The following is a 26384-nucleotide window of genomic DNA, read 5'->3' on the forward strand; positions in this document are numbered from 1 at the left end:
GGGGCGGCTGAGATCGTGTCGGCCCCGCTTGCCGTTTCACTCGGCGATCCGGCCGGCGTCGGCCCCGAACTGATCGCCGAGGCCTGGCTGCGCAGGGGCGAAGCCGGCCTTGCGCCGTTCTGCGTCGTGGGCGGCGCCACCGTGCTGATCCACGCGGCAGGCTCGCGCGGCGTTGAACTCGACGTCAGGCAAGTCCGATCGCTTGCCGAGGCAGGCGAAGCGTTCGGCGCGGCCCTGCCGGTGATCGACTTCGAGCACGATTGCCCGCCCTCCCTGGGATCGCCCAGCCGCGAAGGTGCCCGCCTGGCGCTCCATTCGCTGACCCGGGCGACGAGCCTGGCGCTGTCGGGCGAGGCCAGCGGGGTGGTCACCGGGCCGATCGCCAAATCGAAGCTCGCCGCCGAGGGCTTCACCCAGCCCGGGCAGACCGAATTCCTCGCCGATGCCTGCGGCTTGCCGCATGAGGATGCGGTGATGATGCTGGCCGGCCCATCGCTGCGCACCGTCCCGCTCACTGTCCATGAACCGCTCGCCGCCGTGCCCGGCCTCATCACGCGCGCTCTGATCGAGCACAAGGCCCGCATCGTCGCGCGGGCTCTCGCGCGCGATTTCGGCCTGCCCGATCCGCGCATCGCCGTGACCGGCCTCAACCCCCACGCCGGCGAGGATGGCCGCATGGGACGCGAGGATATCGCCGTGATCGCCCCCGCCATCGCCGCGCTACGGGCAGAGGGGCTTTCCATCACCGGCCCCCATCCCGCCGATGCCCTTTTCGCCGCGCGTGAGCGAAATCGTTACGATGTGGCCTTGTGCATGTACCATGACCAGGCGCTGATCCCCATCAAGACGCTGGACTTCGACCAGGGCGTGAACGTCACGCTTGGCCTGCCGATCGTGCGCACCTCGCCCGATCACGGCACCGCCTTCGCCATTGCCGGCAAGGGCCTGGCGAGCGCCGGGGCCATGATCGCCGCGCTGCGCATGGCGGGCGAATGCGCCGGCAGGCGAACTGCCAGCGAGGCCGGGTGAGCACCGGCACGCCCCCTCTCCCGCCCCTGCGTGAGGTCATCGCGAAGCATGGCCTTTCCGCCAGCAAGGCGCTCGGCCAGAATTTCCTGTTCGACGAGCAATTGCTTGGCCGGATCGCCGCGATCCCCGGCCCGTTGGACGGGGCCGACGTGCTGGAAATCGGCCCTGGCCCCGGCGGCTTGACGCGTGCCTTGCTACGCGTCGGCGCCAAAGTCACCGCGATCGAAATGGATCGCCGTTGCCTGCCCGCGCTCGCCGAAGTCGAGGCTGCCTTTCCGGGCAGGCTCAAAGTGATCGAGGGCGATGCGATGAAGATCGCCCCCGCCTCGCTGTTCGGCGGTCCCTATCATGTCGTCGCCAACCTGCCGTACAATGTCGGCACGGCGCTGTTCATCGGCTGGCTCGCGGGAGAGGGCTGGCCGCCTCAGTGGCGCTCGCTGACACTGATGTTTCAGGAGGAAGTCGCGCGGCGCATCGTCGCCACGCCGAATACGTCCGCCTACGGCCGCCTTGCCGTGCTGGCGCAGTGGCGTGGGCAGGCGAAGCTGGCGATGAAAGTCCACCGCAGCGCGTTCACCCCGCCCCCAAAGGTCATGTCGGCGATCGTCCATGTCGTGCCGGGCGAAGCGCCGCCGGGCGTATCCATGCGCGTGCTCGAGCGGGTGACCGAGGCCGCCTTTGGCCAGCGCCGCAAGATGCTGCGCCAGAGCATCAAGGGCGTGCCCGGTGCGCTGGAAGCACTCGAGACACTCGGCATCGATTCCCAGCGCCGCGCCGAGACGCTCTCGATCGAGGAATTCACCAGCCTAGCAAGGATTCTGAGCTGACCTGCGGCCCGCACCCGCCTCGTCATCGATGGGGGATCAGGAATCCATCATCCAGAACAGGGCCCAGGCGAGGCCGGTCGCGGCGAGAAACAGCGCCCACGACCAGTAGAAGTCGTGACCCTGGATGAAAGTGTGCTCGATGGCCAGCATGCCGCCACGCGACCCGTTCGACCCCAGAATGCCCGAAACGATCCAGGTCAGGAGGAAGCCTGGTATCAGCGCCTTGATGAAAGCCATAAGATTTGCCCGCCCTGGTGTTTCCCCGGCGGAGCTTTTCGCATTTCCTGGTTAATTTCGCGTTAGTCGCCCACGCTATTCCGCGATTTCCGGAGGGATGCCGCCACCTCTCGCCGCGTTGCTGCTTGTGGAAAAACACGTGGATGACTGGTGGACAGGCTGTCGGAAACCTCGCCGCCGCTTGTCGACACAAAGAAGGGGAGCACAACGGCTCCCCCTCCTTCATACGATCGGCGATGCTGTTACGCCCCCCGCTTAAACCGGCGGCACCGGCTGCGGCGGCGCGTCCGGATCTTCCTCATGGACTTCGATCAAGCCCCGGCCGACATGGCTGCGGCTGCGGCTGTAGAGATGGTAGACCACCAGCCCGATCAGTGCCCAGCCGAAGAACAGGGCGATCGTTTCGATCGACAGGCTGAAGAACAGATAGATGCAGCCCAGGATCGCCAGCGGCGCCGTAACCATGATCGCGGGAGTGCGGAACGGCCGGACCCGGTTCGGATCGGTTCGCCGCAGCACCAGCACGGCGATCGAAACGGCCGCGAACGCGAACAGCGTGCCGGAGTTTGAAACGTCAGCCAGCAGCCCTACCGGGAAGAACGCGGCGAACAGCGCCACGAACACGCCCGTGAGCATCGTGATGATATGAGGGGTGTGGAATTTCGGATGCACTTTCGAAAACATCTCGGGCAACAGGCCGTCGCGGCTCATCACGAAGAAGATACGGGTCTGGCCGAACATCATCATCAGAATGACCGAAGGCAGCGCGATGATCGCCGCGGCGCCGACAAGCCACCCGACGAAAGGCCAGCCGACCTGCTTGAGCGTCCATGCCAGTGCCTCCTTCGAGCAGACCACGGCATTTTCATGGATCGCCGCGCAGGCCTGCGACAGCGCGGGCGTGCCGGGCGACAGCACTTCGCCCCCCGAACCGTAGACCGGTTGCGCGCCGACCGTCCCGATCACACCGGCGGCGACGAGCATGTAGAAGATCGTGCAGATGGCAAGGCTGCCGATCAGGCCGATCGGCATGTTGCGCTGCGGATTGGTGGTCTCCTCCGCCGCGGTCGAGACCGCGTCGAAGCCGACGTAGGCGAAGAAGATCGAAGCCGCGGCGCCCGAAATGCCGGCAAAGCCCAGCGGCGCGAAAGGTGTGAACTGCCCGGTCCGGAGCACTGGAAGCGTCAGGATGACGAACATCGACAGCGCGAGGATCTTGATCGCGACCAGCACCGCGTTGACGCTCGCGCTTTCCTTGGTGCCCTTCACCAGCAGCGCCGTCACCAGCGCCGCGATCAGCATCGCCGGCAAATTGATGATGCCGCCGTCGAACGGCCCGCGCACGAGCGCATGGGGGACGTTTATATCGAAGCTCGTATTGAGCCAGCCGATGAAATAGCCCGACCAGCCGACCGACACGGCGCCCGCCGCGATCGCGTATTCCAGGATCAGCGCCCAGCCGACCATCCACGCGACCAGTTCACCCATCACCGCGTAGCTGTAGGTATAGGCCGAGCCCGAAACCGGCACCATCGCCGCCATTTCGGCATAGCACAAGGCCGCCACCGCGCAGACGAAGCCGGCGATCACGAAGGAGAGCATCATGCCCGGCCCCGCTTTCTGCGCGGCTTCGGCGGTGAGGACGAAAATACCCGTGCCGATCACCGCGCCGATCCCCAGCATGGTGAGTTGGAAGGCTCCGAGCGAGCGATGGAGTGATTTTTTCTCGGCCGTCGCCAGAATGGCATCAAGCGGCTTTACGCGTCCGAACATGCGTGGACCCCCGGATTTATGGATCACGCGACGCTAACGACATGCGAAGGCTTGGCAAGAGCGAAGAGCAGGCGGTTCCCCAGCTTTGTCGATCCCCGCGCGCTGGGGTTTGCCCCGGTCGGGCGGCGGCGCTACAAGCCCTGCCATGTCCACGACCTTTCAACTCGATACCGCGACCAGTCGCGCCAACCCCACGCCCGCGCCGATGAAGCGGTTGACCATTCCCGCGATCCAGCGCCGCAAGTTCGAGGGCAAGACCGAGGAACCGCTGGTCATGCTCACCGCCTATACGGCGCGCCAGGCGCAACTGCTCGATCCGCACTGCGATATATTGCTCGTCGGGGATTCGCTCGGCCAAGTGATCTATGGGCTGCCTTCGACCCTGCCGGTGACGCTGGAGATGATGATCGCCCACGGCGCCGCCGTGGTGCGCGGCTCCTATCACTCGGTGGTCATCGTGGACATGCCGTTCGGTGCCTACGAGGCGAGCCCGCAGCAGGCCTTCGCGGCGGCGAGCCGGGTCATGGCCGAAACGGGGTGCGCCGGGGTCAAGCTCGAAGGCGGCCAGGCCATGGCCGAAACGATCGCCTTCCTGACCCAGCGCGGCATTCCCGTCATGGCCCACGTCGGGCTGACGCCGCAGGCGGTGAACGCGCTGGGCGGCTATGGCGCGCGGGGCAGGAGCCAGGAGGAACACGCCAAGATCATCGCCGACGGCCAGGCCATCGCCGATGCCGGGGCCTTCGCCGTGGTGGTCGAAGGCGTGATCGAACCGATCGCCATCGCCATGACGCAGAGCGTCGAAATCCCGGTGATCGGCATCGGCGCTTCGGCCCGGTGCGATGGTCAGGTGCTCGTCACCGAGGACATGCTCGGCATGTTCGAGCGCGTTCCCCGCTTCGTGAAGCGCTATGCCGACATTGCCGGAATGATCTCGGAAACGGCGGCGAAATATGCCGAGGAGGTGCGGAGCCGCACGTTCCCCGGGCCGGAACAGACATATCAGCCGAAATAGGCCGCTCGCCGCCGATCGCGCCCAGTTCCGTCGCCCCGTTCAGCCCCGCCGCCTCGCCCGTAGCTGCTCGCGCGCTTCGGCGATCAGCGGGGTATTGCCCACCAATGTCTGCGCCTTGTCCAGCAGCGCGCCTGCTTCCGCACGCCGGATACCAAGCGCGACATAGCTATAGGCCAGCGCCTGCGTAGCCAGCGGACTGGCGCGCTGCAGGCGATAGGCCGCCAGCGCGCTGTCCCGCGCCGCCTCGAAATCGCCCTCGCTGGCCTGGACCATCGCCAGGTCGGAAAGCAGCTGCACGTCGCGTCCGTCGCCATTGTCGCGAAGCCACGAGAGGATCGCCTGCGCACGCACCGCGTCACCGGTGCCGATCGCCAGCCAGGCGGCGGCACGCAAGGCAGGGCGACTGGTCGGGTTCTGAAGCAGGTAGCCCTCGACGAGTTCCTCGCCGCCCCTCAAGTCACCGGCCATCGCAAAGGCTTCGAAACGGCGCCTGAACAAGCTTTCGGGCATCCGGATCTCCGCCGCCGCCGCATAGCGCGCCTGAGCCGCCCGCGCATTGCCCAGCGCGAGCTGGACGTCGCCGGCCAGGGCCTGGGCGTCATAGAAACCGGGATCGGTGCCGCGCGCGGCTTCGGCCTGTGCCTGCGCGGCGGCGCCCTGTCCGCCGGCGAGCAATGCGCCGATCGCGCCCTGGCCGGGCACCACCCGCAGCGGCGGCACTTGCGCGTGCGCCGCGCGGTCGAGCAGTTCACCGGCACGCTGGCGCTCGCCCAGCGCCTCGTAGCTGCGCGCGACCACGGTCAACAGGTAGGGCGAGGCATCGTCGTGGGCGAGGTCCCCGGAAAAGCGCAAGGCGACGTAGCGGTACTCGCCGCCCAGGTAGATGGCGCGGGCGAGCAGGTCCTTGGCCTGGCGGCAATCGGGCTTGGCGCGCAGCACGGCTTCCAGCGCCTCGGCCGCCGCCGAGGGATTGCCCGCAGCGATCTCGACGACGCCGCGCAGCATCTGGACGCCCGCTTCCCGATCGAGCTTGCCGCCGGTGCGCGCCAGCAGCCCGCGCGCGAGTTCGTAATTGCCTGCGCGCGCCGCGATCACTGCCTGGAGATAGTAGGCACGCGGGTTCTTGGGGCTTAGTTCGAGCACCCGCCGGGTCACCGTCAGCGCCTCGCTCGCCCGGCCCAGTTCGCCGAGCGTCGCGGCATATTCGAGCAGGACCGAAACGTCCTTGGGATCGCGCATGATCGCCTGCTCGAACCACGGGATCGCGGCCATCAGGCCATAGCGATCGCGCACCAGCTGCCCGCCGAATTCGAGCGCGCGCACGTTGTCCGGCTCAAGCGCCAGCGCATGTTCGGCCGCCGCGATCGCCAATCCGTGCTCGCCGCCCGCGTAGCGCAGGCGCCCGATCTCGACCCACAGCGAGGCGTCCCGGGGGATCAATGCCAGCGCCTTGTCGTAAGCGCGGCCCGAAGCCGGCAGGTTGCCGTCGAGCCGTTCGAGCAGCCCCAGCGCGCGCCAGCCCTCGGCCGCGCTCGCGCGTGAGAAGTCGCCCGACGCCAGCCATTCGCGCGCGCGTTCGCGGTCATCCTGAGCGAGGTAGGCCTGCCCCATGAACGCGGCGACCTGGTTGCGCGCCGTGCCGCTTTCGAGCGCGGCGCGCAGCTTCATTTCGCCGTCGATGCCGTCCCCGCGCGCCAGCGCCGCGCGCGCCTCGCCGATCAGGGTCTTGCCGATCAGGGCCTCGCCTTGCGGACGCTGCCCGACGACGGGACTGGAGAGCAGCGCAAGCGGCAAGGCCAGGGCCGCCAAGGCCAGCCATCCCCTACGCCGCCCGGTCTCCCCCCGCCGGAAGGGATCAGGATTGCAGGTCGTACTGCTTGAGCAGGTCATAGAGCGTGGGCCGGCTGATTCCGAGCATCTTCGCCGTGCTCGAGATATTGCCCTCGCTGCGGGCAAGCGCGTGACGGATGACCTTGCGATCCGCCTGTTCGCGCGCGGTCTTGAGGTTGAGCGCGTTGATTACTTGCTCGTCCGGCTCGGCAAGGTCGAGGTCGGCGGCGCAGATGAGCTTCTCGTCGGCCATGATGACCGCGCGCTTCACCCGGTTTTCCAGCTCACGCACGTTGCCCGGCCAGCTCCAGGCGTCGATCGCGGCGAGCGCGTCGGAGGCGAAGCCGCGCACGCGCGGGTTCATTTCCTTGGCGTAGCGGTTGAGGAAAGCCTTCGCGAGCAGGGTGGCGTCGCCCGGCCGTTCGGCAAGACTGGGAATCTTCACGACAATCTCGGCAAGACGATAATACAGATCCTCGCGGAAGCGCCCGTCCGCGATCATCGCTTCAAGATCCTGATGGGTGGCGCATACGATCCGGGTATCGACGGCGATCGATTCGCGCGATCCCACGCGCTCGATCACCCGTTCCTGCAGGAAGCGCAGCAGCTTGACCTGGAGCTGGAGCGGAATGTCGCCCACTTCGTCCAGGAACAAAGTACCGCTGCCGGCCTGCTCGATCTTGCCCGGCGTGGTCTTGACCGCCCCCGTGAAGGCGCCCTTCTCGTGCCCGAACAGCTCGCTTTCGAGCAAGTTCTCGGGGATCGCCGCGCAATTGATGGCAACGAACGCCCCCTTGGCCCGGTCGCTGGCATCATGCAGCCCGCGCGCCAGCAGTTCCTTGCCGGTGCCGCTGGCGCCCAGCAGCATGACCGAGACATTGGTGTTGGCGACACGCTCGATGGTGCGCGCGACGCGGATCATCTCCGGCGCGGCGGTAATCATCCGGCCGAGCACTTTCTCGTCCTTCTCGATCTTGGCGGCGAGGCGGCGGTTTTCGTCCTCCAGCTTGTGAAGCTGCAGCGCCCGCCGCACGATCAGGCCCAGCGCATCGATGTCGACCGGCTTCTGGTAGAAATCGTAGGCTCCGCGCGCGATGGCCTGGAGAGCGCTTTCACGCGCGCCATGACCGCTGGCGACGATGACCTTGGTATCGGCCTTGAGCGCCATGATCTCGTCAAGCACCGCGAAACCTTCGCTGGTGCCGTCCGGGTCGGGCGGCAGGCCGAGATCGAGCGTCACCACGTCGGGCATTTCCGAGCGCAGCAGGGCCAGCGCGCTGGCGCGGTCGCCGGCCACCAGCACTTCGAAATCCTCGTAAGCCCATTTGAGCTGCGCCTGGAGGCCGGCATCGTCCTCGACGATGAGCAGCTTGGGAAGCGCCTTGGGCCGGGTCTCAATCATCACGCTACCCTCTGATCCTGACTTGCGATGTTCTGGAGGATGTCACTGGCCGCCGCGAGCGGGACTTGCACGACGAAGCGCGAGCCCAGGCCTTCGCGCGATTCCACTTCCAGCCGCCCGCGCATCGCCCGCACCAGTTCGCGGGCTTCGAAGGCGCCGATGCCGAAGCCCCCGCTCTTGGTCGAGACGAACGGCTTGAACAGCCGGTTTCGGACGAATTCGGCGCTCATGCCGCAGCCGGAATCGAGCACTTCGAAGCGGGCGTTGAGTCCGTCGATCGACACCGAGACGAAGACCGGATTTTCGGGGCGGCTGGCGTCTATGCCGTTCTGCACGAGATGGACCAGTACCTGTTCCAGCGAATGGCGATTGGCAGTAACCGTCACGTTCCGCGTTTCGGCCAGGACCACTTGCGGATTGCCGCCGAAACGCTCCATGACGGTGGCCAGCACCGCGGCCGCCGGAACCTGTTCCAGCTTGTCGACCGCCCCGGTGCCGTAGCGGGAGAGGCGCGCGATCAGCGCATTCAGCTTTTCGGAGGAATTGCGCAGCGTGACAAGCATGTCGGCACGGAATTCAGGCTTGTCGGCATGCAGTTCGGCATTGCGCGCGAGCAGGCTGAACTGGCTGGCGAGATTCTTGATGTCATGCATCACGAAGGCGATGCGGCGGTGGAAATCCTCGAAGCGGCTCGATTCGGCAAGCGCTTCCTGGCTCGCGTTCTCGGCAAGGTAACTTGCGACCTGCTGGCCGATCACGCGCAGGAGATCGAAGTCCTCCCAGTCGAACTTGCGCACCAGTTGCGGCCGGGCCAGCACCACCATGCCCACCAGCCGCTCGTAATGGACGAGCGGGATCAGGGCCCAGGCCCGGGTATCCTCGATCAGCCAAGCCGGGATCTCGATGTCCACCGCCAGCGCGACGACACCGGCGCGCGCTTCGTCGAGATCGGCGATGAAGCCGGTACGCTCGAAATAGCCCAGCGCGCGCTGCGGGACGGCAATCGCGGGGACTTCTATCTCCAGCCAGTTCCAGCGCGACGCAAGCGTGAGCTCGCCCTGCTCGCCCGGGGTCAGCAGCAATCCGGAAGGACTGTCGAACACGTCGGCGACGGATTGCACCACGCGCTCGCCCAGCGGCAATGCCGCCTGCCCGCCGCTGCCGATGGTGCGGGTGAAGCGGAGCCACTCTTCGCGGTAGTCATAGCGATGCTGGAAGAAATGCTTGGCGAGCGTCACCTTGAGCCAGCCCCGCACGCGGCGCGAAGGCAGCACCACGAGCGCCACGGCGCTCGCGAGCGTCAGGAACGCCAGCTCGATCAGGCGCGCAAAGTCGCCTCCGGCATAGGAAAGCCACTGCGCCACCGCCACCATCGCCACCAGGTAGAAGCCGATGACCAGCAGCGAGAAGGTCTGGAACGTCACCGCTCGCGACGGGCGCAGGCGCAGGGCATCGCCGTTCCTGGTGGCGGCAAGCGCGAAGCAGCCCGTCAGCACGATCACCGCAAGCCCCCGCAAGGCGGCGATCTCCACCGGCCAACGCGCGGCCAGGTAGGCGATGGTGTAGAGATTGAGATCGAACGCCCAGAGCACGGCCAGCCCGCTCGCAGGCCAGCGCAACCCGGGCCGTGTCTCGCGCGGGGCGCCGGCATAGAGGTTATGGACCAGCACCAGCCCGCCCACGGTCACCAGCAGGCGGAACATCACATTGAATTCGAACGCCACGTGCGCGACGTCGCGATCGAACCCGGTGCGCGGCAGCCCATAATCGACACCCAGGTGCAGCAGTTCGACGCAGGCGAGCGCAACGATCACCGGCCTGATCGGGGCCACGCTGGCGTGGCGGCCATCACTCGCGAAAAGGCGAAAGATCACGAAGAGCCAGGCGAGATTACGGGCGCTCTCCGCCACCGCTGGCAGCACCGTGCCGGAATCCGAGGCCGATGCGGAAGCAACCGCCAGGCACCAACCCGCGGTGACGAACAAGGCGACCAGGATCGCCGCGCCGGCGCCGTCGAAGCGCGCGCGGCGCGGCCAGAGCCAGATCGCCAGGCTGGCCAGGGCGATCGCTCCTGTCAGATCGAACATGACGCCGATCGTGATCCACAGACCCGCACCGCCCGCCATCAGCGCGCGCCCTCGCTCCACAGAACGACACGGAGCGTCTGCAGGATGATGAGGAAATCGAGGAAAGGCGTGTAGTTCTTGGCGTAGTAGAGATCGTATTCGAGCTTCTGGCGCGAATCGTCGATCGAAGCGCCGTAGGGGTAGTTGATCTGCGCCCAGCCGGTAATGCCCGGCTTCACCATGTGCCGCTCGGCGTAATAGGGCAGCTGCTCTTCCAGGTCGGCGACGAATTCCGGACGCTCGGGCCGGGGGCCGACGAAGCTCATCTCGCCCTTGAGCACGGTCCAGGCCTGGGGGAGCTCGTCTATCCGGACCTTGCGGATGAACTTGCCGACGCGGGTGATGCGCGGATCGTCCTTGGACGCCCACTGCGCGCCGGCCACTTCGGCATCGGTGCGCATCGAGCGCAGTTTCACGACGTCGAAGTTCTGGCCGAACAGCCCGACCCGCGACTGGCGGTAGAAGGCCGGGCCCTTGCTGTCGATCTTCACCAGCAATGCGAACAGCAGGATCACCGGCGCCGTGACCAGCAGCAGCAGCGCGCTGGCGGCGATGTCGAACAGGCGCTTGGCCGCGCTCGAAATGGCGCGGCCCGCGGAGAAGCCGTCGGAGAAGATCAGCCAGCTGGGATTGACGGTATCCAGGTCGACACGGCCGGTCTCGCGCTCGAGAAAGCTGGAGAACTCGTTGACGTGGACGCCGGCGGTCTTGATCCGCAGCAGATCCTTGAGCGGCAGCGCATTGCGCCGCTCCTCCAGTGCCAGGACCACCTCGCTCACGCCCAGGTTCTCGACATAGCGCGTGAGGTTGTGGATCGCCGCGCGGGCGATGGCTTCCTCGACGACCGGCCGCGCCTCGCTCATCGAGATGTAGCCGACGATGGCGAATCCCGCCTCCGGTCGCTCCCCCAGCACGCGAAGACGCTGCGCCCGGTTGCCCGCGCCCAGCACCAGCACCCGGCGGCGAAACGCGGAAGTGCCGAGAAAACCGCCCAGCAGCAGGCGATTGAGTATCAGCAGCACGATCGCGAAGGCCATCGAATAGGCCAGCGTCGAGCGCCAGAAGTTCTGCCCGCCGACCAGGAAGTCCACGAAGGCAAGCGCGATCACCCCCAGCGAGATCGCCACCAGCAGCCGGGCGGCGGCGAAGCGCATCGAGCGCAGCGATTCGGCCCCGTAGACCCCGACCGAGACCATCGAGAGCACGATCACCGCCGCGAAGGCCGCGTGCGAGCCGAGCCGGCTGGCCAGTTCACCCGAATCGATGCCGATCTGCCCGGCGCGCAGCCGCCACGACATCTCGTTGGCCCCGGCCAGCAGCAACAAGTCCACCAGCCCCAGCAGCACGACCGCATGCGGAATGTAATGTTTGAACAGACGAATCATCGTCGAATTAAGCCGTCCTTCGAGGGCCGTTGCCGGCTCGGAAGGCCTGCCTAGGCCAAAGGCGTAAAATGTCGGTAAATCTGACAGGACATTCCGCAAGGAAAGGAATAGCCGGCAAAATCGCAAGGCAGCGCCGCGCCAGGGTGTCGGCGTGGTTTACACACGCGGGATTCGCGCCCGGCCGCGATCATTCCCGGCGCGGACGCTCGGCGAGGCCTTCCGGCGATGGCGGCGAGCCGCCGGCCGCCCGCGCTGCCGGCTACTTCGCCATCAGTCGCAGCGCGGTGAGCACCAGTGCCCGCGAACCCGAGGCGATCACCTTGTCCGCCTCCGGCGCCCAGAACGGACTGTGCAGCGAAGGCAACGAAGGGCCCCCCGCTTTGGCGGCGGCGATCTTCTCCACCGGCGAACCGCCGACCCAGAAGATCACCGATTTGATGCGATCTTCATCCGCGCGGCGAAATTCACCGAAATCTTCTCCGCCCATGACCGGGGGAACAATGGTGGCCCGGTCCTGACCCATCTTCTCCTTGAGCGCGGCGATGGCCTCCTCCGTGAATTCAGGTGAGTTCCAGGTGGCCCGCGTGTGCGGTTCAAGGACGGTAACCTCGGGCATCAGGTTCTCCGGCACGCCGGAAGCGATGGCCTCGCCCCGCGCGATGCGCTTGATGCCGTCTATCAGTTTCGCGCGCGTCTCGTCGGAATAGCTGCGCACGGTCAGTTCCAGCTTGGCGTGGTCCGAGATGATGTTGTGCTTGGTCCCGGCGTGAAACGATCCAACCGTCACCACCACCGGATCGAGCGGCGAAATCTCGCGGCTGGACAATGTCTGCAGCTTCATCACGATCGCGCTGGCAAGCACGATCGGGTCCTTGGTGGTCTGCGGATAGGCCCCGTGGCCGCCCACGCCCTTCACCAGCAGGTCGAGGCTGTCGACATTGGCCAGGGCCCAGCCCTTGGCGGCCCCCACCACGCCCGAGGGCAGCTCGGGCGTATCGTGGAAGGCCAGCGCGTAGTCCGGCTTGGGAAAGCGCGCATAGAGCCCGTCCTTGAGCATCTCGCGAGCGCCCAGCCCCACTTCCTCGGCCGGCTGCCCGATCATCACCAGGGTGCCCGACCATTCGGCCTTGCGCGCCGCCATGAGCCGCGCGGTCTCGATCCAGGCGGTCATGTGGGTATCGTGGCCGCAGGCGTGCATGATCCCGCTTTCGACGCCGGCGGTGGAAACCCCGCGCTGCTTCGAGGCATAGGCCAGCCCGGTCTGCTCGGCCACCGGCAAGCCGTCCATGTCGGCACGGATCAGCACGGTGGGGCCGGGTCCGTTCCTCAGGACCGCGACGATACCGGTCCTGCCCACCTTCTCGGTCACTTCGAAACCAGCCGCCCGCGCGGCCTGCGCCATGATCCCCGCGCTGCGCACTTCCTGGAAGCTGAGTTCCGGATGCGCGTGGAGATCGCGGTAGATGCCCATCAAGCCGGGCATGTCGGCCGCGATTGCGGCGGCGAGGGGATCGCTGGCGGGTTGCGCGATGGCGGCCGACGGACTGGCGAAAAGCGCCGCGGCGGCGGCAAGCAGCAGGGTTTTCATGCCGCCAGCCTATGAGCACCATCACCTGCCGGCAAGTGCCTCGAGAATCCCGGGCCAGATGCGAACGAGCCGTCATGCTTGCGCAGGCCGAGGCCAGCCACTAAAGCGACGGCACGGAATTTCGAGCCCCTTATCCGCGGAGAATAAGTAATGGCGACCGCGCCGCAAAATCCTGCCCTGCCCCTGTTCTACAAAGACCTCATCCCGCTCAATTCGCAGCAGCACGCGAACTGGAAAACGCGCTCCACCGACAAGGCGACTTGGCTGATCGGGGTCAACTCGGTGCCGCTGACGGTGGAGGAATTCCCGCAGGCACAGCGCAATTTCCCGATCGTCTTCACTTCCGGCGACGAGCCGATCCCGCTGGTGCTGATGGGCATGAACGAAGGCGTGAACGTCTTCGTCGACGCGGATGGGGCCGTGAACACGCCGGTTTACATCCCGGCCTATGCCCGCCGCTATCCCTTCATGCTGGCCAAGCTGCGCCCGGATGCCGAGGAACTTTCGCTGTGCGTCGATCCGACCAGCGATCTGGTCGGCGATATCGAAGAGGGCGAGGCCCTGTTCGCCGGCGCCGAACCGACCGACGCGACGAAGAACATGCTCAAGTTTTGCGAGAACTTCGAGATCGCGGGCACCAAGACCGGCAATTTCATGGCGGAGCTCAAGAAGCACAACCTGCTGATGGACGGCGAACTCAATATCGACACCGGCAACGGCCAGCCGCCGTTCAATTACCGCGGGTTCCAGATGGTCGACGAAACGAAGCTGCGCGAAATGCGCGGCGATATCCTGCGCCAGTGGAACCAGAACGGACTGTTGCCGCTGATCTATGCCCACTTGTTCTCGCTCGACCTCGTGCGGGACATCTTCGGCCGGCAGATGGCCCAGGGCAAGATGCCAGCCGTTTCCCTAAATTCCTGATTTAAAAGAAACTTTATCAAATCTGGGCGGAGGTTATGGCACTTTTGTCACACCCCCGCCCAATTCGTCAGACACTGCAAAGCCGCGCTGGACAAATCGCGCATATTTTGCGTCAATGAATCTCTTGAATATCGCCACGGGCTTGCGTATGTTGGCAATGCCTGATCGGCGCTACCCTCATGGCCCGGTCAGGTCGGTGCACATCGTGCACCTCCTCCCTGAACCTTGGCCACCTCGCGCATTGCGCGAGGTGGTTTTTTAATGGCACCGTCGCCGGGCGTCACCCTGCCGGAACCCGGCGTGAAAGCCGATCACCGGCAGGCGATGTGAGGAAACGGGCGTTCGCTGCCCGGCGTTGACGCCACGATTCCCGGAAGTCGAAGCAATCCAGGGCAGCACTGCATTCAGCGGCCCACAAAGACGAAACGAGGGGGAAGCAAGAGTTCCGATCAACGGAATTCGGTATCAGAATCGAGCGGGGACGGCGCGGATTCCCAAAAGCGTACTCGGCGGCACGCGCGCGTCTTCACGCCCGGCGCGAGCCGGGATCGAAGGGCCTACGACAGCAGGAAGAAACCGAGCGCCGCCCAGCAGCCCATGCACAGCACAATCGCGACGATCAAACCGCGCGCATCATGCTCCGTCTGGCCATCACCAGACCGCTGCCCAGACCGCTGCGACGCATAGACGGTGCCGGCCACCATTCCCCGGTCGAGGTCAATGGCTCCATCCGGGCCATGTTCGAGCCCGATCATATTCTTGTCAGCGACCTTCATTTTGCATCCTCGCTTCCTCGGATACGGTCATGAAGCCCGGGAACCCTTCCCGGCTATCCATTCCATACCCGCGGGCGCGCACCTCTTGGCGTCGCGCCCCAGTCCCTTGCTGGCGCCAGTGTAACAGAATCTACGGAATCTGGCCAGAACCGCTATCTTGCTTTCATAATTTTAATTGCACGCCGTGAATTGCATGATAATTATGAAATTGAGGTGTATATTTACAAGGTTGAGCACATAACGATCGCCTCATACCTGGCGATTTTTGCACCGCACAAGACTCGTCATCGCTGGAATCTTGTCGATAAAATGGCCACCCTCGCTATGACGAGAGCATTCTCGCCGCAGGGCAGCAATCGGGATCGCAGACGATTGTCGCGCACGCGGCCGCGAAGCGCGATCGCCTCTTTTCCCCCATTTCAGCGGGAACAAGCGATGCGGGAAAACGCGATTCGATCCTTCAACCCGGCCCGCCCGTGCAGGGGGCGGCAGGCGCGGACTTGCTGAGCCCAGGCGAGGGTCCTAGGCTGGCGGGCATGAACGGCAAACCGCAACTCAAGATCAAGGTCCAGATCCATTGCGGGGACGAGATCGCCATGGGCCCCGGCAAGGCGGACCTGCTGGAGGCGATCCGCGAACACGGATCGATCTCGGCCGCCGGCAGGGCGATGGACATGAGCTACCGCCGCGCCTGGCTGCTTGTCGATGCCATGAACCGGTGCTGGGACGCCCCACTGGTCCATACCTCGCCCGGTCGCGCCCAGGGTAGCGGCGCAAGGCTCACGGAGATGGGAGAACAGGTTCTGGCGCACTACCGCGCATTGCTGAAAACCCTGCATGGCGCGGCGCAGGACGAGCATCACGCGGTGCTGGCGCAACTGCTCCTTCCCCAACCGCGCGCAAGCCAGAAAGCCTGAGCCCGCCAGTCTTGCCTCGTCGCAGCGTGGCGCGATGCAAGATCATGCATAGGCGCTTTTCATCCGCGCCCTCTCCATATACAGGTGAATACAATATCCACCCGGGGAATACCGAATGCGCAAAGCCCTCGCTCTTTTCGTCACTTTGCTGGCCATGCTGGCCGCGCCGATCACGCTGGCGGCCGCGCGGAAGGAAGCGCCGCTGGTTCTCGCCGCCGCCAGCCTCCAGGAATCCATGAGCGCGGCCGCCAATGCCTGGGCCGCGAAGGGGCATCCGCGCCCGCGCGTGTCCTTCGCCGGATCCTCCGCGCTGGCCCGGCAGATCGAGGCCGGAGCGCCGGCCGATCTCTTCGTCTCCGCCGATGAGCCGTGGATGGACGAAGTGGAAGGCAAGAAGCTGCTGCGCACGGGGACCCGGATATCGTTCCTGCGCAACACGCTGGTCCTGATCGCGCCGCGCGGAAGCGCTGTAAAACTGACGATCCGCCCCGGCATGCCGCTTGCCGCGGCGCTGGGGCCCGGCCGTCTCGCCATAGCGGACCCGGGCGGCGTACCCGCAGGCATCTACGCCAGGCAGGCCCTGACCAGGCTGGGCGTGTGGAATTCGGTGCAGGACAAGCTCGCGCCGGCCGAGAACGTGCGCGCCGCGCTGGCGCTGGTCAGCCGCGGCGCGGCACCGCTCGGCGTTGTCTACGGCACTGATGCCAGGGCCGATCCGGGCGTCAGGGTCCTGGGCATCTTCCCGCAGGCCAGCCATGATCCGATCACGTATCCGGTGGCCCTGCTCGCGTCCTCGCGCAATCCGGAAGCGGAGGGATTCCGCCGCTTCCTGATTTCCAGCGAAGGCAAGGCGGTGTTCCGCCGCTTCGGCTTCGGCACCAGATAGGCCGCGCGTGCGGGGGCTTTCGCCGGACGAATGGGAGGTCCTGACGCTCTCGCTCAAAGTCAGCGGGGTCGCCATCGTCGCGGTATTGCCGCTGGCCTTCGTGCTCGCCTGGATTCTCGCCCGGTGGCGGTTTCCAGGCAAAGTGCTGCTGGATGCCCTGGTGCACCTGCCGCTGGTGCTCCCGCCGGTGGTGACGGGCTGGCTACTGCTGCTGGCGTTCGGCACCAACGCCCCGCTCGGCCGCTTTTTCCAGCAGACCATCGGCCTCACCTTCCTGTTCCGCTGGACCGGGGCCGCGCTGGCGGCCGCCGTCATGGCGCTGCCGCTGATGGTCCGCGCGATGCGGCTATCCCTCGAAGCGGTCGACCGGCGTCTGGAGAGCGCCGCGCGCACCCTGGGCGCCGGCCCCTGGCACAGGTTCGTGACGGTGACCCTGCCGCTGACCGCACCGGGCATCCTCGCCGCGCTCGTCCTCGGGCTCGCCCGTTCGATCGGCGAGTTCGGCGCGACGATAACTTTCGCCTCGAACATTCCGGGCGAGACGCAGACACTGCCGCTGGCGATCTACAGCGCGTTGCAGCGTCCCGGATCGGACTTGCAGGTGGCGCGACTGGCAGTGCTTTCGGTGTTGCTTTCGGTCGGCGCGCTGGTCCTCTCCGAATGGCTCGCCCGGCGCAGCGGCCATGGAAAGGGTCGCCATGTCCTTTGATATCGACGTGACGATGACGCGTGGAAGCACGCGCATGGCCCACGAATTCACCACCGGACCGGGCCTGACCGCGCTATTCGGCCCTTCGGGCGCCGGCAAGACCAGCCTGCTCGACGCCGTCGCGGGCCTCGTCCGCCCGATCGAAGGACGCATCGCCGTTTCGGGAACGGTTCTGTTCGACCGCTCGCGGCGGGTCGATCTCAAGCCCGAGCAGCGGCAGTGCGGCTATGTCTTCCAGGATCTGCGCCTGTTCCCGCACCTCACCGCGCGCGACAACCTGCTGTATGGCTGGAAGCTGGCGAAACCCGAACACCGCTGGCTCTCGCTGGACATGGCGCTCGATTTTCTCGGCATCGGCCACCTGCTCGATCGCATGCCCGCCACGCTGTCGGGCGGCGAGGCGCAACGCGTCGCGATCGGGCGCGCGCTGTTGTCGGGGCCGCGCTTCCTGCTGATGGACGAACCGCTCGCCTCGGTCGACGCCGATCGGCGCGAGGAAATCCTGGGCCTGATCGAGCGCATCCGCGACGAACTGGAACTACCGATCCTTTACGTCAGCCACGACCGGGCCGAAGTCGAACGCCTGGCCCACCGGATCATTCCGATCGAACCCGGCACGTGATGCCAGCCTGCTCGAAATAGCGACACGGACACGGCAGAGGTGATAATGCGCCAAACCGCATGGCAGGAAGCAGTCATGACCAACTGCAAAGTTGGTGCGGGCGGTCGGACTCGAACCGACATGGATTTCTCCGGCGGATTTTGAGTCCGCTGCGTCTACCATTTCGCCACGCCCGCAACGTGGACTTCGCTACTTAGCAGGTCCTCAACACTTCTTCCTGGCACTCCCCATGGAACCGTCAAGAACCAACCCAAACTCAGTCGTTCGCGTCCGCCATGCCGCAAAGAGGCACGCAAGCTCCAGGCGGCCCGCTTAGCGGCACCGCCCTCCGCGCTCAAGTCAATCCTTGAGCGCGCCTGCCAGGATCTTGTGCAGGCGCGAATGCAGCGAATCGTTGCCGGCCAGGATCTCCGCATCGCAATAAGGCAACGAACGGCCCTTCCAGTCGGACACGAAGCCTCCGGCCTCGCGCACCAGCAGGCAGCCCGCCGCCGTGTCCCAGGGCTTGAGCCCGGCTTCCCAGAAGCCTTCGTAGCGGCCGGCGGCAACCCAGGCGAGGTCGAGCGCGGCCGAGCCGAAGCGGCGGATACCGGCGACCTGCGGGGCGAGCGCATGATAGATCCGGCTCCACTGCCCCACATCGCCGTGTCCCGCGAAAGGAATGCCGGTGGCGATCAGGCTCTCGTCCAGATGGCGGCGCGAGGAAACCCGCAGCCGGCGATCCTGCAGCCAGGCCCCGCGCGATTTTTCCGCCCAGAAGCTGTCGTCGGTGACTGGCTGGTAGACCAGCCCGGCGATGACATCTCCCCAGCCCTTGCCGTCCAGGCGCGGCTCCTGGACCGCGATCGAGATGGCGAAGTGGGGGATGCCGTGCAGGAAGTTGGTGGTTCCATCGAGCGGATCGACGATGAAGCGCGGCTTGGCCGGATCGCCCTCGATCTCGCCGCCTTCCTCGAACAGGAAGCCCCAGTCGGGCCGCGCCGCGCGCAGCTCGTCCCAGATCGTGCGCTCGGAAGTCTGATCGGCCTTCGAAACGAAATCCGAGGGACCCTTGCGGCTCACCTGCAGGTGCTCGATTTCCCCGAAATCGCGACGCAGGCGGCCACCGGCCTTGCGGGCGGCTTTTTCCATGACGCGGATGAGACCGGAAATTGCGGCCATGGCGTTCTACTTTGCTCCTGGAAACCGGCCTGGGCCGGGCTTGCTCATCGACCGGTCGGCGGCGTTTTGCCGGCGGTGCCGGATGGGCCCTGTTCCGGATGATAGCCGCAGATCCGCACCATCACGCTGAGCAGTTCGCTGGGATTGTCGCGATGGATCTTGCCGGGATTCTCGGCGATCACCTTGTCCATGGAATCGGTGATCTTGCCTAGCGAATTGTTGTAGAGGCACCCCACCAGCGCGCCCTTGACCGGCTGCTCCACCTTGTCCGACTGCAGGCCGCTAATCAGGACCTTGAGGTAGAGCATGGCGTCTTCCACCTGGGACTTGTCGGTGGTGGGCGCCGGCTTGGGGGGAGCCTTGGCCGGCGTGGCCGCGAATGCGCTGCCCGCACCCAGCACCAGCGCCGCCGAAGCCATGATCGTCGCGATATGTCGCATCAGTCTGCCTTTCTGACGTAAGTCTTTTCGTAAACGTCGACAACGATGCGGGTGCCGCTTTCGATGTGCGGCGGAACCATCACGCGCACGCCGTTGTCGAGCACGGCGGGTTTGTAGCTCGAAGAGGCCGTCTGCCCCTTCACCACCGCATCGGCTTCGACAATGGTGGCTTCGACCTGTTCGGGCAACTCGACGGAGATGGGGCGTTCTTCCCACAGTTCGAGCAGAACCTGCATGCCGTCCTGCAGGAACGCGGCGGCATCGCCGAGCAGGTCGGCCGGCAGCGTGATCTGCTCGTAGGTCTCGGTGTCCATGAACACCAGGTCGTCACCCTCGGCATAGAGGAACTGGAAGTCCTTGGTATCGAGGCGCACCTTCTCGACAGTGTCGGCGCTGCGGAAGCGCACGTTGGTCTTGCGGCCATCGATCAGGTTCTTCATTTCCACCTGCATGAAGGCACCGCCCTTGCCGGGCTGGGTGTGCTGCGTCTTCGCGACTTTCCAGATGCCGTTTTCGTATTCAAGGATGTTGCCGGGACGAATGTCGACGCCGCTGATCTTCATGGGTTCGTGCCTTCGATGGGAAAGAACTTGTAGCCAAAGTGCTTGTTGACAGGATCGGTGCCGGCCTTCCGGCCAAGCGACCCAGAAAGCCTGCGCCCTTAGACGAGCCTCGCGGCTGTGGCAATTGCTTCGCGCCGATGCTAGCCCATGGCCATGAGCCACCGTCGTTCACCGCGCTCCATCGCCCGCGCGATCGCTTTCGCCCTGGCCTTTGCCGTGGGTTCGCCCGCCACGGCGCTCGCCGCGCGGGAGGCGCCGCCCCCACCCGTTCCTGGCGGCAAGATCGGCACTCTCGCGCTTGGCCGCTATGCCTGCGAGTTGCCGGGCGATGCCGGCGGCCCGGCCGGCAAGCCGATGCCCGACTTCAATTTCCGCATCGCCAATGCGTCGAGCTACAAGGCTGGCGGAATCCGCGGCAGCTATCTTTATACCGATGATCGCGTCATCATGACCGGCGGCAAGCTGAAGGGCCTCAGGCTGCACCGCATTTCCGAAGGTTTCCTGCGCCAGATCGCCGAGGACGGCAGCGACGGCGAGATGCGCTGCGTGCTGATCTCGCGCAAATGAGGCGCGCGTCCCGCCGCGGCGCGCTCATCCTCCCCCGACACGCGGCAGGACGATTACTTCCGCGGCCGGAGAGAGAACCCGCGACCAGTCGGTCTCGATAACGCCATCGACCGCGAAGTGCACGCGCGGCTGCGCGATCGCGGCGAAACCGGGCGCCAGGGTATCGAGTTTCTCGACAAGATCGAACAGGTTGTGCGCTTCCAGCGCCAAGCGATCAGTGCGGAAGAACTCCTTGTCGAACGGCGGCATCACCATGATGCGCACGCGCTTTCACCCTTGCGGATGAAGCGCGGCGTGGACCCGGTCGGGCGCCATCGGCAGATCGCGCAGGCGCTTGCCGGTAGCCCCGTGGATGGCGTTGGCGACGGCGGCCAGCGGCGGCACGATCGGCACTTCGCCCACACCCTTCACGCCGTAGGGGTGATCGGGATTGGGAACCTCGACCATGACCGTGTCGATCATCGGGACGTCGGAGGCGACCGGCATGCGGTAATCCAGGAACCCCGCGTTATCCAACCTGCCGCTCGCGCCGTAGACATAGGCCTCGTTCAGCGCCCAGCCGATGCCCTGCACCGCGCCGCCCTGGATCTGGCCTTCCACGTAGTCGGGGTGGATGGCGGTGCCGACATCCTGGATCGCGGTGTAGCGCACGATCCTGACGTGCCCGGTTTCCGGATCGACCTCCACATCGCAGATGTGGGCACCGAAACCGGGCAGCCAGCCGGCCGCGTTGATGGCCGAAAGCGCCGCGATCGGACCGCCCGAATGCGATGCGCGCGCGGCGATCTGGCCGGCGGTCGCCCGCGTTCCGGCTTTTTCGCCGGCGATGCAGACCGCTTCGCCGTCACTCCACTCGACGCTGCCCGCCGGCACGTTCCATTGCCGCGCCGCACGCTCGCACAGCGTCCGGCGGACCGCCTGCGCGGCCTCGACGACGGCCTTGCCGGTGGCGAAAGTGGTGCGGCTGCCGCCCGTCACCATCGACACGCCGATCGAAGCGGTATCGGCGACGATGCAGCGCACCTGCTGGTAGGGCACGTCCAGCACTTCCGCCGCCATGATCGCCATCGCGGCGCGGCTGCCGCCGATGTCCGGGCTTCCGGTCGCGACCGTGAAAGTGCCGTCCTCGGCCAGGCTGACGACCACGGTCGAAGGCCCGCCGTAGTTGCCCCAGTAGCCGCCGGCGATGCCGCGCCCCTGGTTGGGGCCGAGCGGCGCCGACCAGTGCGGGTGCGCCTTGGCGGCTTCCAGGCATTCGATCCAGCCGATCCGGCCCCAGGGCACGCCCGAGGTCTGGGGATCGCCCTGCGCCGCCGCGTTCCTCAGCCGCAGTTCGAGCGGATCGATGCCCAGCTTGCCGGCCAGTTCGTCGATCGCGCTTTCGACCGCGAAGTTGACTTGCGGCGCGCCCGGCGCGCGATAGGCCTTGGCGGCGGGGCGGTTGCACAGCACTTCGGTGCCGATGACGCGGGTATTGGCGATGCGATAATGCCCGATCGCGGAAGCCACGCCGGCCGCCGCGTCGATCGCCGGAAAGGCGCCGGAGTGGTACTTGAACTCGACATAGGCGGCCTTGAACAGGCCCTGGGCATCGGCGCCGATGCGCACCTCGATGATCGCGCCCGGCGCCGGGCCGGAGGCGCGGAACACCTCGTCGCGGGTCATCGCCAGGCGCACCGGCCGGCCCGACTTGCGCGAGAGGATCATCGCCACCGGCTCCAGGTAGACGGTGGTCTTGCCGCCGAAGCCGCCGCCGATCTCAAGCGGCATGACGCGGATGTCCGCTTGCGGGATCGCCAGCACCGAGGCGGTGAGCGCGCGCACCGCGAAGTGCCCCTGGGTCGAACACCAGATCTGCGCCTGCCCATCCGCGTTCCACGAGGCGACGCAAGCATGCGGTTCGATGTAGCCTTGGTGGACCGGCTCCATCGTGTAGCGCCCCGAAACGGTGAACGCGGCATTCGCCAGCGCGGCATCGACATCGCCGAAGCCCATCTCCAGCCGCATCGAGGCGTTGGAGGGCTTTTCCGGCCGGGGCTCCACCCCTTTGGTGAACATGTCCGCGTGAAGCAGCGGCGCGCCTTCGGCCAGCGCTTCCTCGAGCCCGAGCACGAACGGCAGCTCCTCGTACTCGACCGCGATCAGCGACAGCGCTTCACGGGCGATCTCCGGCGTCGTCGCGGCGACAGCGGCCACCGCGTGGCCTTCGTAAAGCACTTTGTCGAACGCGAGGCAGTTGCGCGCGACATGGATGATGTCAGAGGCCCCCTCGCCCACGTGCATGACCAGCGATTGCAGGGTCGGGAAATCGCGGCCCGTCGCCACCGCCTTGACGCCGGCGAGCGCTTCCGCCTTCCGGGTATCGATCGAGGCGATCCGGGCGTGGGGATGCGGGCTCCTGAGGATCGCGCCCCAGAGCATGCCAGGCGCCTTGAAATCGGGCCCGTAGAGCGCTTTGCCGGTAACTTTGTCGACCCCGTCCGGGCGCACCGGCCGCGTGCCGACGTGGCGAAACTGCTTGATCGTCACGGGCGCGTTCATGCGGGCGTCCTTTCCTGGCGAAGCTGCGCCCCGGCATCCATCACCGCGCGCACGATCTTGTCATATCCGGTGCAGCGGCACAGGTTGCCGGCCAGCCAGTAGCGCACCTCGGTCTCGGTGGGGTCCGGATTGCGATCGAGCAGCGCCTTGGCGGCGACGATGAAGCCCGGCGTACAGAATCCGCATTGCAGCGCGGCGTGTTCGAGGAACTTCTGCTGCACCGGATGCAGCACCGATCCTTCGGCGACACCCTCTATGGTCCGGACGGCGCGCCCTTCGGCCTCGGCGGCGAAGACCAGGCAGGAGCAGACCATCTCGCCATCGAGCACCACCGTGCAGGCCCCGCAGTCACCCGAACCGCAGCCTTCCTTGGAGCCGGTCAGGCCCAGGCTATCGCGCAAGGCATCGAGCAGCGAGGCGGCGGGATCGCAGAGGAACTCGGCGGCGTCGCCGTTGACGGTGGTGGAAACGTGAATACGGCTCATCGGCTGATACCTCGAACGGCTTGGGCCCGACCGGCGGCGATCAGGGCGGCGCGGCGGGCCAGCACGCCGGCCATGGCCTTGCGGTAGGAGACGGTGCCGCGCTTGTCGTCGATCGGGTTGCTGGCGGCCTGCACCGCCCGCGACATCGCGGCCAGCACATCGTCGTCCAGCCGCGATCCGACCAGCGCCGCGCCCGCTTCCTCCACCAGCATGACCGTCGGCCCGACCGCGCCGAGCACCACGCGCGCCGCCATGCAGGTGCCCGCCGCGTCGAGCACGAGGCAAACGCCGGTGCCGACCACGGCGATATCCATCTCGGTGCGCGGGGTGGCGCGCAAGTAGGCATCGCCCCCGCCTTCGCGCGGGACCGGCAGGCGGAATTCGACCACGAACTCACCGGGCCCGAGCGAGGTGCGCCCCGGCGCCACCGGAACCGCCTCCACCGGAACCTGGCGCACGCCGCCGGGCCCGGCGATCACGCAAGTCGCCCCGGCCGCCACCAGCGCGGGGACGCTGTCGGCCGCCGGCGAGGCGTTGCAAAGGTTGCCGGCCATCGTCGCGCGGTTGCGGACCTGCACCGAGCCGATCAGGTTCGCCGCCTCGACCACGCCGGGCCAGGCCGCCGAAAACGCCGCATCCCCCTTGAGCGCGGAGCACGGAGTCGCCGCGCCGATGACGAACACATCGCCCTCGCGCCGCACGCCGGACATGCCCTCGATACGCTTGAGGTCGATGACGGCACCCGGAGCGATGCGGCCCGAACGCATCTGCACGATCAGGTCGGTTCCTCCCCCCAGCGGCAGCGCCGAGGGATCGGCGGCGAGCAGGGCGATCGCCCCGGTTATGGTATCGGGTGCATGGTAGGCTGGTGACGGCATTGCGCTTTCCCGCCGGCCGATCCGGCCCCTGGAAGGTTGGACCTCCCCGGGGATTCGTCAACCGCCTTTGAGGTGTGTTGATATTTGGCCCGTGCGAAACCGTTAACCCCGGCCTGACCGATGCCGGGCCCCGGGAACGAGGCTCAATCTCCGTGCTTCGCCGTTGCAGGTCGACGAAGGGAAGGCATCGTGGGCCCGGCCCCGGCGGCGACAATCGAGGCGACAATCGAACTGCCCTTGCGCGCGGATTGCGGTATGCTCCGCCCGAATTCGCGCCCTGGTCCCCATTGACGCGAAGAAGGGAGATCTGCGATGCCGTTGGAACCCTATCAGATCCTCACCAATTCCCTGATGGCGATGCGGCCGGGCAGCGACGACTGGGGCGGCGTTCTCCACGAACTCGAAGCGATCTGGCGGCAGCGCTATCCCAAGCGAAGCCTGGACTCCTGGAATCCCGCCACAAGGACGGGCAAGCGGGCCGCTTCCGATCTCGTCTGGGTAAGCCTCAACGAATTCGGCATGCTGGACAAGCATGGCATCGCCTACCTTTTCGACATCGTCGGCGAACGCCTGGTCGGCGCCTACATGGTGAGCCAGGGCAAGAACCCGGTTTCCCGCAAGGGCGAGCCGGACGATCGGCTCAAAGGGCATCCGCTCCACGATTCGTCGCTGTTCGACCGCGGCCACACCATCGCCCACACGCTGGGCGGCGGCTGCGACATCAACGTCGTGGCGCAGAACAGCACCGTGAACCGCAGCGGGCGCCGAAGCATGGCGACCGGCTTCCGCACGCTGGAGCGGCGGGCCGTGGAAACGCCGGGTTCGCTCTATTTCGTCCACTGGCTCTATACCGGCGCGACCGGAGGCGAACAGGTTCCCACCGGCGTCGAGCAGGGCCTGCTGCTGCCCCGCCAGGCCCCCGAAGTCTACCGCTTCGACAACTGACCATGACCGGCGGCGCCGGTGGACGAATGGCGGCGAGCCTGCCCGCCGCGGTTCACGTTCGGTGCATTCCTGCTTCATCGCGGCCTCCCTGAAGATCGAGGAAGAACTTGCCATAACGGACATCATGTAGGAAAGAGAAAAACCAAATCGGTTTTACAAAGAGGCTCCCGTGATTAACCGCATCCGCGACATCCGCCTGCAGAAGGGCCTGACGCTGGCCGATGTCGCCGCCACCTGCCAGCCGCCGACGACCGCGCAGACGATCGGCCGGCTCGAAACCGGGATGCGCAATCTCTCGCTCACATGGATGAACCGGATCGCCGCCGCGCTGGAAGTGGAGCCCGAACTGCTCCTGCGCAGCGAGGGGGGCGAACCGCCCCGGATCGTGGCGGTGCTGGGCGAACAGGGCGCCGAGGCCGCGCGCGGCGATATCGAACCGGTGCTGCCCAGCGCGCTTTCCACCGGCGCCCCGTGGCTGGTGCTGGTGGTCGAGGCGTCCTGCGGCGAATACCGCGCCGGCGACCAGGTCTGGCTGCGCCAATACCCGCCCGAGGACGCCGCCCGACTGGTGAACCGCGACGTGTTCGCCCCGCGCCCCGCCGGCCGCTTCGCGTTCGGCCGGCTCCTCGATCAGGAGGAGGGACAGATCGTCCTGCTGCCCCCCGCCAGCGGCCAACGGCGGATTGCGGTGGAACATCCCCCGTGGCTGGCCGTTGCCGAGATGCTTGTCAGGAAACTCTAAAGGGCGCTACGACCGA

Annotated in this window: 26 protein-coding genes and 1 tRNA gene; 11 read left to right on the forward strand and 16 right to left on the reverse strand. The window is 66.6% G+C overall.

Translation table 11 applies throughout. The features are described from left to right. The first annotated feature begins 15 nt into the window (after positions 1-15). On the forward strand, positions 16-1029 hold the full coding sequence (gene pdxA, locus BM052_RS03490) for a 4-hydroxythreonine-4-phosphate dehydrogenase PdxA (protein ID WP_091143890.1): 1014 nt from the start codon (positions 16-18) through the stop codon (positions 1027-1029). Continuing rightward, a complete protein-coding gene (gene rsmA / locus BM052_RS03495) occupies positions 1026-1856 on the forward strand; it encodes a 16S rRNA (adenine(1518)-N(6)/adenine(1519)-N(6))-dimethyltransferase RsmA (RefSeq protein ID WP_255405929.1) in 831 nt (276 codons plus the stop codon). Before pdxA ends, rsmA begins: the two co-directional genes overlap by 4 nt. A 36-nt stretch (positions 1857-1892) precedes the next feature. On the opposite strand, the gene BM052_RS03500 is transcribed toward rsmA, so the two are convergent. Next, positions 1893-2093 carry a hypothetical protein gene (locus BM052_RS03500; protein ID WP_091143309.1) on the reverse strand — a complete coding sequence of 67 codons (201 nt, stop codon included), beginning with the start codon at positions 2091-2093 and terminating at the stop codon, positions 1893-1895. Positions 2094-2348: 255 nt separating this feature from the next. Beyond that, a complete protein-coding gene (locus tag BM052_RS03505) occupies positions 2349-3866 on the reverse strand; it encodes an amino acid permease (RefSeq protein ID WP_091143311.1) in 1518 nt (505 codons plus the stop codon). 145 nt (positions 3867-4011) lie between these two features. Here BM052_RS03505 and panB point away from each other — a divergent pair, with 145 nt between their 5' ends. Then, positions 4012-4881 (forward strand): 3-methyl-2-oxobutanoate hydroxymethyltransferase, encoded by an 870-nt coding sequence (gene panB, locus BM052_RS03510; RefSeq protein WP_091143313.1) that lies wholly within the window; start codon positions 4012-4014, stop codon positions 4879-4881. Positions 4882-4920: 39 nt separating this feature from the next. Here panB and BM052_RS03515 read toward each other — a convergent pair whose 3' ends face one another. The 5 genes from BM052_RS03515 to BM052_RS03535 all read right to left on the reverse strand — a co-directional run bounded on the left by BM052_RS03515 (position 4921) and on the right by BM052_RS03535 (position 13212). Next, complete coding sequence (locus tag BM052_RS03515; protein ID WP_255405930.1) at positions 4921-6690, reverse strand: tetratricopeptide repeat protein; 1770 nt, start codon at positions 6688-6690, stop codon at positions 4921-4923. Positions 6691-6736: 46 nt separating this feature from the next. Beyond that, positions 6737-8113: a PEP-CTERM-box response regulator transcription factor gene (gene prsR, locus BM052_RS03520; RefSeq protein WP_091143317.1), complete on the reverse strand. Its 1377-nt coding sequence runs from the start codon at positions 8111-8113 to the stop codon at positions 6737-6739. Further along, positions 8113-10239 carry an XrtA/PEP-CTERM system histidine kinase PrsK gene (gene prsK, locus BM052_RS03525; RefSeq protein ID WP_091143893.1) on the reverse strand — a complete coding sequence of 709 codons (2127 nt, stop codon included), beginning with the start codon at positions 10237-10239 and terminating at the stop codon, positions 8113-8115. The genes prsR and prsK overlap by 1 nt, the downstream gene beginning before the upstream one ends. Beyond that, a complete protein-coding gene (locus BM052_RS03530) occupies positions 10239-11624 on the reverse strand; it encodes a TIGR03013 family XrtA/PEP-CTERM system glycosyltransferase (RefSeq protein WP_091143318.1) in 1386 nt (461 codons plus the stop codon). The genes prsK and BM052_RS03530 overlap by 1 nt, the downstream gene beginning before the upstream one ends. 259 nt (positions 11625-11883) lie before the next feature. Then, positions 11884-13212, reverse strand: a complete 1329-nt coding sequence (locus BM052_RS03535; RefSeq protein ID WP_091143321.1) for an amidohydrolase — start codon at positions 13210-13212, stop codon at positions 11884-11886. A 150-nt stretch (positions 13213-13362) separates the two neighbouring features. Here BM052_RS03535 and BM052_RS03540 point away from each other — a divergent pair, with 150 nt between their 5' ends. Then, positions 13363-14136, forward strand: a complete 774-nt coding sequence (locus BM052_RS03540; RefSeq protein ID WP_091143322.1) for a SapC family protein — start codon at positions 13363-13365, stop codon at positions 14134-14136. Between the two features lie 557 nt (positions 14137-14693). Here BM052_RS03540 and BM052_RS03545 read toward each other — a convergent pair. Continuing rightward, the gene (locus tag BM052_RS03545; RefSeq protein WP_091143325.1) at positions 14694-14912 is read right to left on the reverse strand and encodes a hypothetical protein; all 219 of its coding nucleotides are present in this window, start codon (positions 14910-14912) and stop codon (positions 14694-14696) included. A gap of 536 nt (positions 14913-15448) precedes the next feature. Between BM052_RS03545 and BM052_RS03550 the strand changes: the two genes are divergently transcribed. The 4 genes from BM052_RS03550 to BM052_RS03565 all read left to right on the forward strand — a co-directional run bounded on the left by BM052_RS03550 (position 15449) and on the right by BM052_RS03565 (position 18046). Next, positions 15449-15829 (forward strand): winged helix-turn-helix domain-containing protein, encoded by a 381-nt coding sequence (locus BM052_RS03550; RefSeq protein ID WP_091143326.1) that lies wholly within the window; start codon positions 15449-15451, stop codon positions 15827-15829. Positions 15830-15944: 115 nt separating this feature from the next. After that, a complete protein-coding gene (gene modA / locus BM052_RS03555; protein WP_091143328.1) occupies positions 15945-16715 on the forward strand; it encodes a molybdate ABC transporter substrate-binding protein in 771 nt (256 codons plus the stop codon). A 7-nt stretch (positions 16716-16722) separates the two neighbouring features. Then, positions 16723-17424: a molybdate ABC transporter permease subunit gene (gene modB / locus BM052_RS03560; RefSeq protein WP_091143330.1), complete on the forward strand. Its 702-nt coding sequence runs from the start codon at positions 16723-16725 to the stop codon at positions 17422-17424. Further along, the gene (locus BM052_RS03565) at positions 17414-18046 is read left to right on the forward strand and encodes a molybdenum ABC transporter ATP-binding protein (RefSeq protein WP_091143332.1); all 633 of its coding nucleotides are present in this window, start codon (positions 17414-17416) and stop codon (positions 18044-18046) included. Before modB ends, BM052_RS03565 begins: the two co-directional genes overlap by 11 nt. A gap of 92 nt (positions 18047-18138) precedes the next feature. On the opposite strand, the gene BM052_RS03570 is transcribed toward BM052_RS03565, so the two are convergent. From BM052_RS03570 to efp, 4 genes are all read right to left on the reverse strand, one after another. Then, positions 18139-18222, reverse strand: a tRNA-Leu gene (locus tag BM052_RS03570). A 163-nt stretch (positions 18223-18385) separates the two neighbouring features. Next, positions 18386-19207 (reverse strand): inositol monophosphatase family protein, encoded by an 822-nt coding sequence (locus BM052_RS03575; protein ID WP_091143334.1) that lies wholly within the window; start codon positions 19205-19207, stop codon positions 18386-18388. A 44-nt stretch (positions 19208-19251) separates the two neighbouring features. Next, positions 19252-19647, reverse strand: a complete 396-nt coding sequence (locus tag BM052_RS03580; RefSeq protein ID WP_091143336.1) for a hypothetical protein — start codon at positions 19645-19647, stop codon at positions 19252-19254. Continuing rightward, positions 19647-20210 (reverse strand): elongation factor P, encoded by a 564-nt coding sequence (gene efp, locus BM052_RS03585; RefSeq protein ID WP_091143338.1) that lies wholly within the window; start codon positions 20208-20210, stop codon positions 19647-19649. Before efp ends, BM052_RS03580 begins: the two co-directional genes overlap by 1 nt. Before the next feature lie 147 nt (positions 20211-20357). On the opposite strand from efp, the gene BM052_RS03590 reads away from it, so the two are divergent. Next, a complete protein-coding gene (locus BM052_RS03590) occupies positions 20358-20777 on the forward strand; it encodes a hypothetical protein (protein ID WP_255405934.1) in 420 nt (139 codons plus the stop codon). Positions 20778-20801: 24 nt separating this feature from the next. Here the strand turns inward: BM052_RS03590 and BM052_RS03595 are convergent, their stop codons facing one another. From BM052_RS03595 to BM052_RS03610, 4 genes are read right to left on the reverse strand one after another with little or no spacing between them, the layout of a single operon-like run. After that, positions 20802-21032: a MoaD/ThiS family protein gene (locus BM052_RS03595; protein ID WP_091143898.1), complete on the reverse strand. Its 231-nt coding sequence runs from the start codon at positions 21030-21032 to the stop codon at positions 20802-20804. 15 nt (positions 21033-21047) lie between these two features. Next, the gene (locus tag BM052_RS03600) at positions 21048-23318 is read right to left on the reverse strand and encodes a xanthine dehydrogenase family protein molybdopterin-binding subunit (RefSeq protein WP_091143341.1); all 2271 of its coding nucleotides are present in this window, start codon (positions 23316-23318) and stop codon (positions 21048-21050) included. After that, positions 23315-23803, reverse strand: a complete 489-nt coding sequence (locus BM052_RS03605; protein ID WP_091143343.1) for a (2Fe-2S)-binding protein — start codon at positions 23801-23803, stop codon at positions 23315-23317. The genes BM052_RS03600 and BM052_RS03605 overlap by 4 nt, the downstream gene beginning before the upstream one ends. Beyond that, positions 23800-24681, reverse strand: a complete 882-nt coding sequence (locus BM052_RS03610) for an FAD binding domain-containing protein (protein ID WP_091143345.1) — start codon at positions 24679-24681, stop codon at positions 23800-23802. The genes BM052_RS03605 and BM052_RS03610 overlap by 4 nt, the downstream gene beginning before the upstream one ends. Positions 24682-24993: 312 nt before the next feature. On the opposite strand from BM052_RS03610, the gene BM052_RS03615 reads away from it, so the two are divergent. Together BM052_RS03615 and BM052_RS03620 are read left to right on the forward strand one after the other, a co-directional pair. Beyond that, complete coding sequence (locus BM052_RS03615) at positions 24994-25626, forward strand: DNA/RNA non-specific endonuclease (RefSeq protein WP_091143348.1); 633 nt, start codon at positions 24994-24996, stop codon at positions 25624-25626. A 169-nt stretch (positions 25627-25795) separates the two neighbouring features. After that, entirely contained in the window at positions 25796-26368 is a 573-nt protein-coding gene (locus BM052_RS03620) for a helix-turn-helix domain-containing protein (RefSeq protein ID WP_091143350.1), read from the forward strand. Positions 26369-26384 lie beyond the last annotated feature (16 nt).

This window comes from Novosphingobium sp. CF614, from assembly GCF_900113255.1.
Taxonomy (GTDB): Bacteria; Pseudomonadota; Alphaproteobacteria; order Sphingomonadales; family Sphingomonadaceae; genus Novosphingobium.

Bases quoted from the DNA above. Each gene is read 5' to 3' on its own strand.
- BM052_RS03500 (WP_091143309.1), bottom strand. From the start codon at position 2,093: ATGGCTTTCATCAAGGCGCTGATACCAGGCTTCCTCCTGACCTGGATC.
- BM052_RS03505 (WP_091143311.1), bottom strand. From the start codon at position 3,866: ATGTTCGGACGCGTAAAGCCGCTTGATGCCATTCTGGCGACGGCCGAG.
- panB (WP_091143313.1), top strand. From the start codon at position 4,012: ATGTCCACGACCTTTCAACTCGATACCGCGACCAGTCGCGCCAACCCC.
- prsR (WP_091143317.1), bottom strand. From the start codon at position 8,113: ATGATTGAGACCCGGCCCAAGGCGCTTCCCAAGCTGCTCATCGTCGAG.
- prsK (WP_091143893.1), bottom strand. From the start codon at position 10,239: ATGGCGGGCGGTGCGGGTCTGTGGATCACGATCGGCGTCATGTTCGAT.
- BM052_RS03530 (WP_091143318.1), bottom strand. From the start codon at position 11,624: ATGATTCGTCTGTTCAAACATTACATTCCGCATGCGGTCGTGCTGCTG.
- BM052_RS03535 (WP_091143321.1), bottom strand. From the start codon at position 13,212: ATGAAAACCCTGCTGCTTGCCGCCGCCGCGGCGCTTTTCGCCAGTCCG.
- BM052_RS03540 (WP_091143322.1), top strand. From the start codon at position 13,363: ATGGCGACCGCGCCGCAAAATCCTGCCCTGCCCCTGTTCTACAAAGAC.
- BM052_RS03545 (WP_091143325.1), bottom strand. From the start codon at position 14,912: ATGAAGGTCGCTGACAAGAATATGATCGGGCTCGAACATGGCCCGGAT.
- BM052_RS03550 (WP_091143326.1), top strand. From the start codon at position 15,449: ATGAACGGCAAACCGCAACTCAAGATCAAGGTCCAGATCCATTGCGGG.
- modA (WP_091143328.1), top strand. From the start codon at position 15,945: ATGCGCAAAGCCCTCGCTCTTTTCGTCACTTTGCTGGCCATGCTGGCC.
- BM052_RS03565 (WP_091143332.1), top strand. From the start codon at position 17,414: ATGTCCTTTGATATCGACGTGACGATGACGCGTGGAAGCACGCGCATG.
- BM052_RS03575 (WP_091143334.1), bottom strand. From the start codon at position 19,207: ATGGCCGCAATTTCCGGTCTCATCCGCGTCATGGAAAAAGCCGCCCGC.
- BM052_RS03580 (WP_091143336.1), bottom strand. From the start codon at position 19,647: ATGCGACATATCGCGACGATCATGGCTTCGGCGGCGCTGGTGCTGGGT.
- efp (WP_091143338.1), bottom strand. From the start codon at position 20,210: ATGAAGATCAGCGGCGTCGACATTCGTCCCGGCAACATCCTTGAATAC.
- BM052_RS03590 (WP_255405934.1), top strand. From the start codon at position 20,358: ATGGCCATGAGCCACCGTCGTTCACCGCGCTCCATCGCCCGCGCGATC.
- BM052_RS03595 (WP_091143898.1), bottom strand. From the start codon at position 21,032: ATGGTGATGCCGCCGTTCGACAAGGAGTTCTTCCGCACTGATCGCTTG.
- BM052_RS03600 (WP_091143341.1), bottom strand. From the start codon at position 23,318: ATGAACGCGCCCGTGACGATCAAGCAGTTTCGCCACGTCGGCACGCGG.
- BM052_RS03605 (WP_091143343.1), bottom strand. From the start codon at position 23,803: ATGAGCCGTATTCACGTTTCCACCACCGTCAACGGCGACGCCGCCGAG.
- BM052_RS03610 (WP_091143345.1), bottom strand. From the start codon at position 24,681: ATGCCGTCACCAGCCTACCATGCACCCGATACCATAACCGGGGCGATC.
- BM052_RS03615 (WP_091143348.1), top strand. From the start codon at position 24,994: ATGCCGTTGGAACCCTATCAGATCCTCACCAATTCCCTGATGGCGATG.